Genomic DNA, 13945 nt, shown 5'->3' with positions numbered 1-13945 from the left:
CCGAACATACCTGCGAGCAAGCCCGCGTTGTGCGGCACAATAACCTGCATGCGTATTCATGTCGCCGCCGACCACGCCGGATTCGAACTGAAGGCTGCGCTCATCGCGCATCTTCGAGCCGGCGGGCACGATGTGATCGACCATGGTGCTCCCATCTATGACGCGCTCGACGACTACCCCTCCTTCTGTATCGCCGCCGGTGAGGCTGTGGTGGCCGAGGCGGGATCATTGGGGGTGGTGATCGGTGGTAGCGGTAACGGTGAGCAGATCGCCGCGAACAAGGTGACCGGAGTGCGTGCCGCACTCGCCTGGAGCGTGGAGACTGCTCGGCTTGGGCGTCAGCACAACGATGCGAATGTGGTGGCCGTCGGGGCTCGGATGCACAGCACCGACGAGGCGCTGGCGATCGTGGACGCGTTCCTGGCCGAGCCGTTCTCACAGAACGAGCGTCACCAGCGCCGGATCGACCAGATGGCGGCTTACGAGACCCGCTGACCGCGGACGTCCTCCCTCAGATCGAGGGCAGAGGGTGGCGTGCATGCCACCGGCCCGCCAGTGCGGCAACGGCCACATGCAGCGGGATCAACACCACCACGACCACCGGCATCCAGAGGCAGAGCAGGATCTCAAGCCCGAGCGCCCCTGCCGTGGCCAGAACCGCAATCAGGATCCGACCCTCGCGGGTGTGCTCCCGCAGTCGCACCGCGTTCTCCCGCGCGACCTCACCGGGCCGGGTATCACTGCCGAGCAGGTGACGCAGCCGCAGCTCGGCGACCACCTCGGCGCCTGCCGCTCCCGCGAACCAGCCGGCTGCACCGGCCAGCGCCCAGGCCAGGTGGGGCTGCGGGGATCCGGTAGGCACCAGCGGCGCGAGCAGGGCGAGACCGAGCGCCGCCACGGGGGCGAGGGCGGCGCCGATAAGCACGGAGACCAGGACGAACCGGCTCTCCTGGGCACGGGAACGTCCATCCGACGGCTTGTGTGCGAGGTCGATGGTTGCCGCGGTCATCCCGATCGCGGTCACCAGCGCCCACGCGAGAGCTGCGGCTGCGGAGGCAATCAGGAGCGACGGGCCCAGGAGTGCCGCGGTGGCCAGGGCGAGGACGCCGACGGCGATCCGCACGCCGGCGTAACGCAGCAGCCGCGACCGGAGCACCGCCACCACGGCGCGCTCGTCGATATGGTCGTGCTCGTGGGTCGCGTCGCAGTGTGGGCACACATGGGCGCCGGGGGCATCGCTCGGGTGAGTATCCGTCATGTCATGGGAGATCATAGGCGGGTGCGAGAGGTGGCTGAGGACTACGTGGAGGTTGTGCTCGACCTGGTGCAGCAGATTCCGCCGGGGCGGGCCACCACCTATGGAGTGATCGCAGAAGCGGCGAAGGAAAGCACCGGGCGGGGGAGCGCACGCACGGTGGGCACGGTGATGGCCCGGTACGGCGGCGGCGTCCCCTGGTGGCGCGTGGTCACCGCGAGCGGAGCCGCTGCGGATCGGGTGGCTGGCCGGGCGATTGAACTACTCCGGGCCGAGGGCGTGCCGCTCACGAGCCATGATCCACCACGGGTGGATCTCGCCGAAGCGGGCTGGGAACCGTGGGAGGACGAACCTCAGATGTAGATGGCCGGATCCAGGTAGAGGGCAGGGTCCACAGAGTCCTCTGCTCCGGCGACCTTCCGCGGTCGGCCCGGGACACCGACCACCACGGAGTCGGCCTGGACATCCTTGACCACGACGGCGTTCGCCCCGATTCGTACGTCGTCACCGATGTCGATTGGCCCCAGTACCTTCGCCCCGGCGCCGATCACGACCCGGTCACCCACCGTGGGGTGGCGCTTGCCCTTGCTCATCGAGCGCCCGCCGAGCGTCGACCCATGGAACATCAGCACGTCGTCGCCCACGTCGGCTGTCTCACCGATCACCACACCCATCCCATGGTCGATGAAGAACCGCCGGCCGAGTACGGCCGCAGGATGGATCTCCACGCCGGTGAGCGTGCGCGCCACCTGGGAGATCAGCCGCGCCGGGAGCCGCAGCGCCGGGGTCGCATGCCAGAGGCGATGGGCGAGGCGGTGCAGCCATAGAGCGTGCACACCGGGGTAGAGGAGCACGATCTCGAGACCGCTCCGGGCCGCGGGGTCGCGGCGCCGGGCGGTCTCGAGATCCTCTGCGATCAGTTCGCGCAATCGCAGGTGCTGAGTGGGGCTCACGGCTGAGGTCACTCCGCCAGGTCGGCGTACAGAATGGTGGAGAGGTAACGCTCGCCGAAGGACGGGATGATGACCACGATGGTTTTGCCGGCGTTCTCCGGGCGCTGGGCCACCTGGGTGGCGGCGTGCAGTGCCGCACCGGAGGAGATCCCGACCAGCAGGCCCTCTTCGCGGGCTGCGCGGCGGGCCACCTGCACGGCGGTCTCGGCGTTGACGTCGATCACCTCGTCGTAGATCGAGGTGTCCAGGATCTCGGGCACGAAGTTGGCGCCGATGCCCTGAATCTTGTGCGGTCCGGGTGCGCCGCCGTTGAGGATGGGGGACTCTTCGGGCTCTACGGCGATGATCTGCACGTCCGGCTTGCGCTCCTTGAACACCTGACCCACACCGGTGATGGTGCCGCCGGTGCCGATACCGGCCACCACGATGTCCACCTTGCCGTCGGTGTCCGCCCAGATTTCCTCGGCGGTGGTCTTGCGGTGGATCTCCGGGTTGGCTTCGTTGGCGAACTGCCGGGCGAGTACCGCGCCGGGGCGTTCGGCGGCGATCTCCTCCGCGCGGTTGACGGCCCCCTTCATCCCCTCGGAGCCGGGGGTGAGTACGAGTTCGGCGCCGAACGCGCGCAGGAGCATCTTGCGCTCGTTGGACATGGTCTCGGGCATCGTCAGCACGACCTGGTAGCCCCGAGCCGCGCCGACGAAGGCGAGTGCGATTCCGGTGTTGCCGCTGGTGGCCTCAACGATGGTGCCTCCAGCCTGGAGCTGACCAGACGCTTCGGCTGCGTCGACGATGGCGACGCCGATGCGGTCCTTGACACTGTTCGCCGGGTTGTAGAACTCAAGTTTGGCGAGCACTGTGGCGTCGGCACCGTCGGTGACCTTGTTGATGCGGACCAGCGGCGTGTTGCCGATCAGTGCAGTGGCGTTGTCGTAGATACGGGCCATGGTGTCTCGTCCTTCGTTGGCTGGGGTAGGAGGTGCGGACGCCGGCGATACGACCTGCCGGAGGGCGCCACCCGCCGGGCGGGAGCCACGCGCCTCGCGTGTGTCCATCCTCGCAGCCGGGCACCGGTGTCTGGGCGCCGACGGCGACCGTCCCACGATGCGGTCAACGCACTCCGCCGTGCGGTAGGTCGAGTCGGCGGGCGCTGCGATCGTGAGTGATTCGTCACACTCGGCCCCCGAATCGCCCATCACGGACGCTCGTGAGGGCACTTTCGAGGGGAGTCGAGTAGGCCTGGCGGGCGGAATATGGGTATTATCTCCGGGGCGCACCGTGGCTCGCCTGTGGTGCTGCGCGGATCACGCGCTTCGCGCCATGGGTCCGTCGGGTCTGCGATCCGTACCGCATCACGTGCGAGAGCGCGGGCGATGAGCACCCACGACCACCCAACCACCCGGCAATCGCGTGAGCAGAAGTAGGTAGGAAGCGACTATGAAGAAGGACATCCACCCGGAGTACGCGCCGGTTGTGTTCCGAGACATCTCCGCGAACTTCGCGATTTTGACGAAGTCGACGATCTCTTCGGAGAGCACGGTCGAGTGGGAGGACGGCAACACCTACCCGGTGGTCGACGTCGACATTTCCTCGGAGTCGCACCCCTTCTACACGGGTAAGCAGAAGATCATGGACACCGCCGGCCGCGTGGAGAAGTTCCGCCAGCGGTACGCGAAGGCCGGCGACAAGGCCTGAGGCTTCGGCGCCGGCCCTGCCGGCGTTGCCTGTACATCCCGCGGCGTCCTGCTCGCGGGGAGAGAACCAGCACAGAAGGGGAGGTAGCGCTCATGGCAGTTCCCAAGCGCAAGATGTCGCGCAGCAACACGCGCTCGCGTCGTTCGCAGTGGAAGACCAAGGCGGCTGACCTCGTCCCGGTCCGCTCCGGTGGGCGCGAGGTCAAGGTGCCCCGGCGCCTGGCCCGGGCCGTCGAGCGCGGCCTGGTCGACGTCGAGAGCTGAGCCTGGACTCACGCGTTCCGCAGATCGAAGCGGCCGTCCCTCTCGGGGGCGGCCGCTTTGTCGTGTCGCTCCCTGAGACCCCTCTTATACGGGTGAGTAGTTGCCTGCTACGATCCGCGCGGTGCTGGGTGGTAGATCCCGGCCCGCCGACGAGGGTTCGGGGCTCCTCAACCGTCGTCTCGCTCACGGGAGAGGGAAGCACCAGATGAGGTCTCGGACGCGCCGCACCCGCGCCAGGATTCGCGTGGGCTTGGCCGCACTGGCAGCCGCTTCGCTCGTCGCTCTCGGCGTGGTGGTGACGGCGCCATCCGCCTCGGCAATCGGCGCTGTGGTCATCGACGACTTCAACGGCGCCACGCTCGGGAGCAGGACTGTCGACCTCTCGCCCGCGATGGGGGGTACCCAGGCGACGACGTTCTCAGAATCCGGTGGGGCGGGAGTCTTCTCGATCGGCGGCCAGGGCACCAGTGTGGGCAGCGCCACTCTGACCTACGCGATGCCTGGTCCGACCGATTTGACCGAAGGGTGGACGAACACCCGGATCAGCTTTCCGTTCGAGTCGATTCAGCGCACCCCAGATGACCCCGGGACGGCGCTCAGCTTTGGGGTCACCCTCGTTGACGCCGATGGGAACAGCGATTCGATCTTCTCCGGGATCGCTTCGACCACGGATTTCGATGCCAGCTTCCCGCTGCGTTGCGAGAGCGCAGGTGCGGTGTGCTTCGAGGGTGTCGATGCGACGCGGATCTCCACGGTCATCCTCGACCTGCGTGCTCCAGGCAACCTTGACCCACACTCGGTCAGCGTTCGACTGGCGGGCCTCGCGTCCGCGCCGCCAGTGGGCACTCCCACCGGACCGCTCACCCCGACAGTGACGACCCCGTCCACGGAGATCACGGCAACGGCCCCGCGCACGGTGGCGTTCACCGTCTCCTTCGCCTCGGACGGATTCGCCGAGGCCACCACTGCGCTATCGGCTGACGACATCGAGATCAGTGGGACGGCAGCAGGCCGAGACGCAGTGGCCGTCAGCGGTGGACCGGCCAGCTACACAGTGACCGTGGGTCCCCTGACCTCGAGCGGCACGGTGGGAGTCTCCGTTCCGGCGGACGCCGTCACCGGACTCGCTGGCAGGCCCAACATCGCCAGCACGGGCGAACCTGAGGTGACGTTCACCCTCGGAGAGGTGCCGGCCTTCGCGAGTGTGGACACCGCGGCGTTCACCGCGGGGGAGGCGGGCTCCTTCACGATCGAGGCCACCGGGAGCCCCGTACCGGCGATCTCGGTCCAGGACGCGCTGCCCGACGGGTTGGCGTTCACCGACACCGGTGACGGAACTGCCTCGATCTCGGGCACTCCGCACAGCGGTTCGGGTGGCACCTACGACATCGGCCTTATTGCGAGTAACGGCTTCGCACCTGATGCGACCCAGACGCTCACCGTGACGGTGAACGAGGCACCGGTATTCACGAGTGCTGATGCGGTGACGTTCACGGCTGGTCAGGCGGGGGAGTTCGTCGTTGCTGCGGAGGCGGGGTTCCCGGAGCCGGTCTCCATTGCGACGGAGAGTGTGTTGCCTGAGGGCATGACGTGGGTGGATAACGGTGATGGGACTGCCACGCTGGCTGGTACACCGAGCACTGGCGGGGAGGTCGTGTTGTCGTTGGTGGCCATCAATGACGCTGGGTTGGTCGCTGAGCAGGAGCTCACCGTGACCGTGTATGAGGCGCCGGTGTTCACGAGTTCCGACACAATGACCTTCGTGGCCGGGGTGGCCGATGAGTTCATCGTGACGACGCGACCTGGATTCCCGGAGGCGACGACGATCACCACCTCAGATGCCCTGCCGGCAGGTCTGGAGCTTCTCGACAACGGTGATGGCACGGCCAGCCTCGTTGGTACGCCGAGTTCCGGTGGTGAGAGCATTCTCACGCTCGTTGCGACCAATGATGCGGAGCTGACTGCCGAGCAGGAGCTCACCGTGGCGGTGAACGAGGGACCGGTATTCACGAGTGCTGATGCGGTGACGTTCACGGCTGGTCAGGCGGGGGAGTTCGTCGTTGCTGCGGAGGCGGGGTTCCCGGAGCCGGTCTCCATTGCGACGGAGAGTGTGTTGCCTGAGGGCATGACGTGGGTGGATAACGGTGATGGGACTGCCACGCTGGCTGGTACACCGAGCACTGGCGGGGAGGTCGTGTTGTCGTTGGTGGCCACCAACGACGCTGGGCTGGTCGCTGAGCAGGAGCTCACCGTGACGGTCCTGCAATCACCCGTCCTGATCACCGAGCCGAACCTTGCACTGGTAGCGGGCGTGGCCGGCGAACTGACCATCGAGACCGAGCCGGGATACCCCGGTCAGACAAGTCTCGCGCTGACCGGTGACCTGCCCACGGGAATCGCGTTCGTCGATCACGGTGACGGAACGGCGACGCTCAGCGGCGTGGCAGGACCGGAGTCCGTTGGCGACTACCCGATCACGGTGACGGCGACCAATGCCGCGGCACCGGACGCCGTCGGAGAGGGGGCCGTGACGGTCGCTCTCGCCGACGAGGTGGCTCTTCCCGACGATGAGCCCGCTGGTGACGGAACGCTCGATGGCGTCCCGGCTGAGACGACCGTCGGCCAGGAGATCACCGTGACCGGCACCGGCTTCGCCGCCGGTGCCCCCGTGACGCTCGGCATGTACTCCGAGCCGACGGCGCTGGGCTCGGCGACGGCGGACGACAGTGGCGTGTTCACCGCGACCGTGGTGATCCCGGACACGCTCGGTGAGCACCTTGTGGTCGCGGCAGGGGTGAGCGAATCGGGTGACGTGCAGTTCTTGACCGCACCGACGACGGTCTCCCCGGTCCCCACCGACGACGAGAGCGAGGCGCCAGCGCCGGGAGCAGAGGCCCCCGAGTTGCCCACGACCGGTGCGATGACGGACGGCTTGTCTGTGCTTGCCGTGCTGCTCACCGCACTTGGTGCCGTCCTCCTGAGGCGTCGCCAGCAGTCACTGCACGCGTAACGTCGGCCCGCCCGGTGCGGAAACAGCCCGAACTCACAGGTTGTGAGTTCGGGCTGTTTCGCTTGCCTGGCGATGACGTCGACCGTGGGCGGCTGCCGGTGGGGATGACAGGAATGACAGGAGCCGTCGCTCGCCAGGGCGAGCTCCTCGGCAAATCCTGGCAGCGCCAATGAATGTTGGCTGCCAGCCACCCTCGTTCCTCGGGCGACTGGCAGCCAACATTGGTCGGGATGACAGGATTTGAACCTGCGACCTTCCGCTCCCAAAGCGGACGCGCTACCAACCTGCGCCACATCCCGATACGGCTCCGTCGCCGAGGAGAGTCTACGGTGTCGGCGGAGTGCCTTGGTCCGCGCACCCGCTGCGAGCGAGTAGGCTAGTCGTGCCTCGCGGGTGTAGCTCAATGGTAGAGCCTCTGCCTTCCAAGCAGATGGTGCGGGTTCGATTCCCGTCACCCGCTCCATTCCCTGTGTTCATGATGCTGGGCCGCGGCATTGCCCGTTACCGCCGCCTCCGACGGTGCCGTAGGATAGGTGGCTGCGTCCCGTCCGCTTCCGTATGCCGTTCTCGCTTCTGCGGCCGGACGCACCCAGACCTTGCCTGCGGGCCATCTCGGCGCGGGCACGAGCAACCATGAGTGGAGAGCACGTAGTGAAGAGCGATGTCGAGAATCTCGACCCCACCCGGGCGAAGCTGACCGTGGAGGTGCCTCTGGCCGAGCTGAAGCCGAGCGTGGACCACGCGTACTCCCACATCGCCTCCCAGGTGAACATCCCAGGCTTCCGTCGTGGCAAGGTGCCGCCCCGCATCATCGATCAGCGGGTTGGCAAGGGCGCCGTCATGGAGCACGCCATCAATGAGGCCTTGCCGGGTCTTTACCGCCAGGCGGTCACTGAGGCGGAGTTGAAGCCGCTCGGCCAGCCGCAGATCGAGGTCACGGCCGTGCCCGGTCTCAACGAGGACGCCGACAACCTCATCTTCACCGCCGAGTTGGACGTCCGTCCCGAGATCGAGCTCCCCGACCTCGATGGGCTCACCATCACGGTGGAGAGCAGCGACGTCACCGACGAGGACGTGGAGGAGCGACTCACGTCCCTGCGTGAACGGCACGCCACCTTGGTGGGCGTGGACCGTGCGGCCGCCGACGGCGACTTCGTGACCCTGGACCTCAAGGCCAGCATCGGTGACGAGGAGATCGACTCCGTCTCCGGCGTCTCCTATCAGATCGGCTCCGGCAACATGCTGGAGGGCATGGACGAGGCCCTCACCGGCCTCTCCGCCGATGAGACCACTACCTTCACCGCACCGCTGGCAGGCGGCGATCGTGCCGGTCAAGAGGCCGAGGTCACGGTCACCCCGACCGCCGTCAAGGTCCAAGAACTGCCCGAGGTCGACGACGAATTCGCCCAGACGGCCTCCGAGTTCGACACGGTGGCCGAGTTGCGCGAGAACCTGCGCACGCAGGTGGCTGAGGCCAAGGAGAACAACCGCGCCGTTGCGGCACGTGACCAGCTTCTCGAGCAGCTCCTCGAAGCCTCCGACTTCCCGCTGCCCTCAGGCGTGATCGAAGCCGAGGTGCACCAGCACCTCGAGAACGAAGGGCGCCTGGAAGACGACGAGCACCGCGCCGAGGTGACCGAGGAGACCACCACCACCCTCAAGCGTCAGCTCGTGCTCGACACACTCGCCGAGAAGGTGTCTGTCTCCGTGGGTCAGAACGAGCTCCTGGAGTTCCTGCTCCGGACCGCGCAGCAGTACCAGCAGGACCCGAACGAGTTCATCCAGCAGGCCGACCAGAACGGGCAGATCCCGCTCTTCGTGGCCGAGCTCACCCGCAACAAGTCCCTGGCCGTGGCCCTGCGCCAGGTCAAGGTGGTCGACTCTGCCGGGGAGCCAGTCGATCTTGCTGCCTATATCGGCTCGGACGAGGAGGACGCCGTCCAGGCCGCGATGGCTGAAGCTGAGGCGGCAGGGGTCGAGATCGACGCAGACGGCGAGAGCGCCGATTCCGCCGACAGTGCCGACTCGGCCGACAGTGCTGACTCGGCCGACAGTGCTGACTCGGCCGACAGTGCCGACTCGGCAGAGACTGCAGCCTCGCCCGAGGATGCTGACGAGTCCGAAAAGGCCTGAGTCTTAGCTGCATCCGACGAAGCCCTCGTACCTCGTGTGGTGCGAGGGCTTCGCCGTCCCTCGTGCGCCGTCAGCGAAATAGGCCCGGCCACGGGCAGGTCTGGCACCGCACCGGCGTTAGTGTCATCGCAGACCTTCGACCACGAATCAGACGATCAGGAGCAGGCACGTGAGTGACTTCCCACAGGCCGCCGGCGGCGACACACCAGGTTTCGCGCTGGGTGACCACATCTACAACCGTCTCCTCAAGGAGCGGATCATCTGGCTCGGCTCCGAAGTTCGGGACGAGAACGCCAATCAGATCTGTGCGCAGTTGCTCCTGCTCGGCGCTGAGGATCCCGACAAGGACATCTGGCTCTACATCAACTCTCCCGGCGGCTCCGTGACGGCGGGCATGGCGATCTACGACACCATGCAGTACATCAAGCCTGATGTGGCCACCGTGGCGATGGGGATGGCCGCGTCGATGGGCCAGTTCCTCCTCGCCTCCGGTGCCAAGGGGAAGCGATACGCCACACCGCACGCTCGAGTGATGATGCATCAGCCTTCCGGCGGCATCGGCGGGACCGCCTCAGACATCAGGATCAACGCCGAGTTGATCCTGCACATGAAGCGGGTCATGGCCGAGCTCACAGCCGAACAGACCGGGCGCACCGTGGAGGAGATCAACCGCGATGCCGATAGGGACCGGTGGTTCACCGCCGACCAGGCCCTCGAGTACGGCTTCATCGACCATGTGGTCTCCAGCGCTGACGCCGTCGCAGGCGGCGGCGGCACGAGCGCCTGAGCCCGGTTCACCACTGACAAGGAGCGAGTACATCGTGAACTTTTCCCCCCACGCCTTCGGTGGCCAGGCCCCGCAGAGCCCGGGTGCGCGTTACGTGCTGCCCCAGTTCGAGGAGCGCACCGCCTACGGCTTCAAGCGCCAAGACCCCTACACCAAGCTGTTCGAGGATCGGATCATCTTCCTCGGTGTCCAGGTGGACGACGCCTCGGCCGACGACATCATGGCCCAGCTTCTCGTGCTGGAAAGCCAGGATCCGGATCAGGACATCATCCTGTACATCAACTCCCCGGGCGGCTCGTTCACCGCGATGACGGCGATCTACGACACCATGCAGTACATCCGGCCGCAGATCCAGACTGTCTGCCTCGGCCAGGCGGCCTCCGCGGCGGCTGTGCTGCTCGCAGCCGGGGCACCGGGTAAGCGGCTGGCGCTGCCGAACGCACGGGTGCTGATCCACCAGCCAGCTCTTGAGGGTGGATTCGGACAGGCCTCGGACATCGAGATTCACGCCAACGAGGTGATGCGGATGCGGGAGTGGCTCGAAACCACGATCGCCACGCACAGCGGCACCGATGTGGAGAAGGTCCGCAAGGACATCGAACGGGACAAGATCCTCTCCGCCAAGCAGGCGCTTGACTACGGCCTTGTGGACCAGGTGCTGGACAGCCGCAAGGCCCCGGCCCTGACCGCGGGCAAGAGCAAGGACTGAGCACAGACACCCTCGGCCGGCCCGCCGCGTGACGACACGCGGCGGGCCGCCTGCGATATCCACGTGACGCGCCCCGTATCGTGGACTGTGGTGGTCTCGACGACCTGGTTACGGGTGGTCGCTGGGACTTCGATGGCGCAGAATGATCACGACGACCATGCAGTCGGCCCACGACGGCAGAGAGGTGAGGAGATATGGCGCGAGTAGGTGAAGGCGCTGATCTGCTCAAGTGCTCCTTCTGCGGGAAGAGCCAGAAGCAGGTAGTCAAGCTCATCGCAGGCCCCGGTGTGTACATCTGCGACGAGTGCATCGACCTGTGCAACGAGATCATCGAGGAAGAGCTCGCCGAGGCCAACGAGCTGGGTCTGGTGGACCTGCCGAAGCCGCGAGAGATCTTCGACTTCCTCGAGGAGTACATCATCGGCCAGGAGGACGCCAAGAAGTCGCTCGCCGTGGCTGTGTACAACCACTACAAGCGCGTCCAGAGTGGCCCCTCCGCTGCCTCGACGACCGGCGACGACGGCGACGTTGAGCTCTCGAAGTCGAACATCCTGCTCATCGGCCCCACCGGTTGTGGGAAGACCTACCTCGCCCAGACGCTCGCGAAGATGCTGAACGTGCCGTTCGCGCTCGCCGATGCGACCGCACTTACCGAGGCCGGGTACGTGGGTGAGGATGTCGAGAACATCCTGCTCAAGTTGATCCAGGCGGCTGACTTCGACGTGAAGAAGGCCGAGACGGGCATCATCTATATCGACGAGATCGACAAGATCGCCCGCAAGAGCGAGAACCCCTCGATCACCCGCGATGTGTCCGGCGAGGGTGTGCAGCAGGCGCTGCTCAAGATTCTGGAGGGCACGCAGGCGTCCGTCCCGCCACAGGGTGGCCGTAAGCACCCGCATCAGGAGTTCATCACGATCGATACCTCGAACGTGCTGTTCATCGTTGCGGGAGCCTTCGCAGGCTTGGACGAGATCATCACCAGCCGGTCCGGCCGCCGCGGTATCGGCTTCGGCGCCCCGCTGCGTGACGCCGAACAGGCCGATGTCATCGGCGATGTGATGCCCGAGGACTTGCTGAAGTTCGGTCTGATCCCGGAGTTCATTGGCCGGCTGCCGGTTCTGACCACGGTGACACCACTGGATGCGCCCGCACTCACCCGGATCCTCACCGAACCGAAGAACGCGCTGATCCGGCAATACCAGCGGATGTTCGAGATCGACGGCGTCGAGTTGGAGTTCACCGACGAGGCGATCGAGTCCGTGGCCGATCTGGCGATCCTGCGCGGCACAGGTGCTCGTGGTCTGCGCGCCATCATGGAGGAAGTCCTCCAGCCGGTGATGTTCGATGTGCCGAGCCGTGAGGACATCGCCCGTGTCGTGATCACCCGCGAGGTGGTGCTCGAGAACGTCAACCCCACGCTCGTGCCGCGCGAAGCTCCGCGATCGAAGCGCACCCCTCGGGAGAAGAGCGCCTAAGCGAATCGCGCCTGCCGAGGTCGCGAGAACGCGTCGGAGAAGGCAGGGTGGATAGGACCAGCATCCGATGAGGAAGCGAGGTCTCATTCGTGAATCTTCCCGAGTTGTCTCTGCCTGACCATGCCCCTGTTCTGACTGTGCTGATCGACGCCACGCGCTCCGAGGACGGGCGCAACGCCGTGGTTCTCGACCGGTGGGCTGACCTGTGCCGTTCGGTGATCCTCGATGGTGTCGAGGAGGCGCCTGCGGCCGACATCGAGACGGTCACCTCCGCGCTGGAGCGCCCGACATGGGTCCACGGGCCGCACGGGCGAGTCCTGGTGGCTGCCGCCGGCGAGGTGCTGCTCGACCGGGTGCTCCCGGAACCACCAACCGTGAGCGAAGCCGTGGTCTCGGATCGCCCGCATGCCGTCGCGCTCGCGCACGCAGCTGACGCCGCAGCACTGTATCTCGTTGTCGAGTCCGACCGTGCCGGTGCGCATCTGTCATTGCATGAAGCGTCCGCCGCGATGGGTGACCGCACGCTCGAGGACCGAGAAGTGGACGGCGATCACGACGTGCTGACGAAGGTCCGGCCGAGCCGCGAGTTGCCGCGGGACCGGGTCAATAATCGTGCAGAAGACTCCTGGGAGCGCAACGCCGAGACCGTGGCCGCCGAGGTGGACACGGTGGTGGCTGAGGAGCAGCCCGACCTCGTATTGCTCACGGGCGACGTGCGCTCGACCACCTACGTGGAGGGCGCGCTCGGTGCCCAGGCCCGCGAAGCCCTCGTGGACGTACCGGGGGGCGCCCGCACCGAGGGAATCAACTCCCGCGCCTTTTCCGCCGCTGTGGACGAGGTGGTCACCGAGTTCCGGATGCGTCGGCGAGAGGCGGTTCTCGAGCAGTTCCGCCAGGAGAGCGGCCGGGACGGTGCAGCGGTGAGTGGACTGGCCGACGTCGTCGCCGTGCTGCGGCGCGGACAGGTGGCGCACCTGGTGCTCGATGTCAGCGCCTTCAATACACCCGCCGAGCGGCTCGCTCAGCGCCGGTTATGGATCGGTGACGACCCGCTCCAGTTGGGCATGTCAGCTGAGGATCTCGCCGATCTCGGGGCCTCCGATCCGCGGGAGGTGCGAGCGGACCTCGCCCTCGGCCGCGCGGTACTCGACCAGTCGGCGGGGATCACACTCGCCGAGTCGCTCGAGATCCCTGACGGCGTCGGGGCCGTGTTGCGCTGGAACGACGCCGGCACGCCGGCCGAGACCGCCTACACCCACAGCGGCGACAGCCAACGGGCTCAAGCGGCTGCTCAGGAGTGACGCCCGAACCCCTAAGATGGGGTCATGAGCGATGGGCCCCGCAGCACGGGAGAAACGGCCGGTGCAGCGGTGCCGGAGCGATTGGGCGGGCTGCGCGGAAGCATCGACAACATCGATGCCGCCCTCGTGCACCTGCTCGCCGAGCGATTCAAGTGCACCCAGGCGGTCGGTCGGCTGAAGGCCGAGCACGGGCTCCCGCCCTCGGACCCTGCGCGCGAAGAAGTACAGATCGCCCGGCTGAAGGCGCTCGCAGAGGCAGCAGGCCTTGACCCGGTATTCGCTGAGAAGTTCCTCGCCTTCATCATCGCCGAAGTGATCCGGCACCACGAGGACATCGCCTCCGAGAAGCCTGGGCACACCTGAG

At 66.8% G+C, this 13945-nt stretch carries 14 protein-coding genes and 2 tRNA genes; 12 read left to right on the top strand and 4 right to left on the bottom strand.

Annotation, left to right across the window (positions count from 1 at the left end; all coding sequences use genetic code 11):
* Positions 1–48: 48 nt before the first annotated feature.
* Positions 49–495: a ribose-5-phosphate isomerase gene (locus tag LQF10_RS12630; RefSeq protein WP_231064197.1), complete on the top strand. Its 447-nt coding sequence runs from the start codon at positions 49–51 to the stop codon at positions 493–495.
* A gap of 16 nt (positions 496–511) precedes the next feature.
* Here LQF10_RS12630 and LQF10_RS12625 read toward each other — a convergent pair whose 3' ends face one another.
* The gene (locus tag LQF10_RS12625) at positions 512–1258 is read right to left on the bottom strand and encodes a hypothetical protein (RefSeq protein ID WP_231064196.1); all 747 of its coding nucleotides are present in this window, start codon (positions 1256–1258) and stop codon (positions 512–514) included.
* A 21-nt stretch (positions 1259–1279) separates the two neighbouring features.
* Here LQF10_RS12625 and LQF10_RS12620 point away from each other — a divergent pair, with 21 nt between their 5' ends.
* Positions 1280–1618, top strand: coding sequence for an MGMT family protein (locus LQF10_RS12620; RefSeq protein WP_231064195.1), 339 nt, complete (start codon positions 1280–1282; stop codon positions 1616–1618).
* Here the strand turns inward: LQF10_RS12620 and cysE are convergent.
* Together cysE and cysK are read right to left on the bottom strand one after the other, a co-directional pair.
* Entirely contained in the window at positions 1609–2208 is a 600-nt protein-coding gene (gene cysE / locus LQF10_RS12615; protein ID WP_231064194.1) for a serine O-acetyltransferase, read from the bottom strand. The two genes, LQF10_RS12620 and cysE, sit on opposite strands and share 10 nt — an antisense overlap.
* 8 nt (positions 2209–2216) lie before the next feature.
* Positions 2217–3152, bottom strand: a complete 936-nt coding sequence (cysK, locus tag LQF10_RS12610) for a cysteine synthase A (RefSeq protein WP_231064193.1) — start codon at positions 3150–3152, stop codon at positions 2217–2219.
* Positions 3153–3642: 490 nt separating this feature from the next.
* Between cysK and LQF10_RS12605 the strand changes: the two genes are divergently transcribed.
* From LQF10_RS12605 to LQF10_RS12595, 3 genes are all read left to right on the top strand, one after another.
* Positions 3643–3900, top strand: coding sequence for a type B 50S ribosomal protein L31 (locus LQF10_RS12605; RefSeq protein WP_231064192.1), 258 nt, complete (start codon positions 3643–3645; stop codon positions 3898–3900).
* Positions 3901–3992: 92 nt separating this feature from the next.
* Entirely contained in the window at positions 3993–4163 is a 171-nt protein-coding gene (gene rpmF, locus LQF10_RS12600; protein ID WP_089771744.1) for a 50S ribosomal protein L32, read from the top strand.
* A gap of 205 nt (positions 4164–4368) precedes the next feature.
* Positions 4369–7173, top strand: a complete 2805-nt coding sequence (locus LQF10_RS12595) for a putative Ig domain-containing protein (protein ID WP_231064191.1) — start codon at positions 4369–4371, stop codon at positions 7171–7173.
* 222 nt (positions 7174–7395) lie between these two features.
* On the opposite strand, the gene LQF10_RS12590 is transcribed toward LQF10_RS12595, so the two are convergent.
* A tRNA-Pro gene (locus LQF10_RS12590) sits at positions 7396–7472 on the bottom strand.
* Between the two features lie 90 nt (positions 7473–7562).
* Here LQF10_RS12590 and LQF10_RS12585 point away from each other — a divergent pair.
* The 7 genes from LQF10_RS12585 to LQF10_RS12555 all read left to right on the top strand — a co-directional run bounded on the left by LQF10_RS12585 (position 7563) and on the right by LQF10_RS12555 (position 13944).
* Positions 7563–7636, top strand: a tRNA-Gly gene (locus tag LQF10_RS12585).
* Positions 7637–7824: 188 nt separating this feature from the next.
* On the top strand, positions 7825–9306 hold the full coding sequence (gene tig, locus LQF10_RS12580; RefSeq protein ID WP_231067332.1) for a trigger factor: 1482 nt from the start codon (positions 7825–7827) through the stop codon (positions 9304–9306).
* A gap of 169 nt (positions 9307–9475) precedes the next feature.
* A complete protein-coding gene (locus LQF10_RS12575) occupies positions 9476–10093 on the top strand; it encodes an ATP-dependent Clp protease proteolytic subunit (RefSeq protein WP_231064190.1) in 618 nt (205 codons plus the stop codon).
* Between the two features lie 34 nt (positions 10094–10127).
* Positions 10128–10802, top strand: coding sequence for an ATP-dependent Clp protease proteolytic subunit (locus tag LQF10_RS12570; protein ID WP_231064189.1), 675 nt, complete (start codon positions 10128–10130; stop codon positions 10800–10802).
* Positions 10803–10996: 194 nt separating this feature from the next.
* On the top strand, positions 10997–12280 hold the full coding sequence (gene clpX, locus LQF10_RS12565) for an ATP-dependent Clp protease ATP-binding subunit ClpX (RefSeq protein WP_231064188.1): 1284 nt from the start codon (positions 10997–10999) through the stop codon (positions 12278–12280).
* Positions 12281–12369: 89 nt separating this feature from the next.
* The gene (locus tag LQF10_RS12560; RefSeq protein ID WP_231064187.1) at positions 12370–13581 is read left to right on the top strand and encodes a baeRF2 domain-containing protein; all 1212 of its coding nucleotides are present in this window, start codon (positions 12370–12372) and stop codon (positions 13579–13581) included.
* A gap of 24 nt (positions 13582–13605) precedes the next feature.
* Entirely contained in the window at positions 13606–13944 is a 339-nt protein-coding gene (locus LQF10_RS12555) for a chorismate mutase (RefSeq protein WP_231064186.1), read from the top strand.
* Position 13945 lies beyond the last annotated feature (1 nt).

This window comes from Ruania halotolerans, from assembly GCF_021049285.1.
Taxonomy (GTDB): Bacteria; Actinomycetota; Actinomycetes; order Actinomycetales; family Beutenbergiaceae; genus Ruania; species Ruania halotolerans.
Note: the sequence above shows the minus strand (reverse complement) of the source record. Positions and strands in the feature narration are given on the sequence as shown.

What these genes read in the sequence shown, in the direction of transcription:
- LQF10_RS12595 (WP_231064191.1), top strand. Translation starts at nt 4,369, where the DNA reads ATGAGGTCTCGGACGCGCCGCACCCGCGCCAGGATTCGCGTGGGCTTG.
- cysK (WP_231064193.1), bottom strand. Translation starts at nt 3,152, where the DNA reads ATGGCCCGTATCTACGACAACGCCACTGCACTGATCGGCAACACGCCG.
- clpX (WP_231064188.1), top strand. Translation starts at nt 10,997, where the DNA reads ATGGCGCGAGTAGGTGAAGGCGCTGATCTGCTCAAGTGCTCCTTCTGC.
- LQF10_RS12630 (WP_231064197.1), top strand. Translation starts at nt 49, where the DNA reads ATGCGTATTCATGTCGCCGCCGACCACGCCGGATTCGAACTGAAGGCT.
- rpmF (WP_089771744.1), top strand. Translation starts at nt 3,993, where the DNA reads ATGGCAGTTCCCAAGCGCAAGATGTCGCGCAGCAACACGCGCTCGCGT.
- LQF10_RS12555 (WP_231064186.1), top strand. Translation starts at nt 13,606, where the DNA reads ATGAGCGATGGGCCCCGCAGCACGGGAGAAACGGCCGGTGCAGCGGTG.
- LQF10_RS12605 (WP_231064192.1), top strand. Translation starts at nt 3,643, where the DNA reads ATGAAGAAGGACATCCACCCGGAGTACGCGCCGGTTGTGTTCCGAGAC.
- LQF10_RS12625 (WP_231064196.1), bottom strand. Translation starts at nt 1,258, where the DNA reads ATGACGGATACTCACCCGAGCGATGCCCCCGGCGCCCATGTGTGCCCA.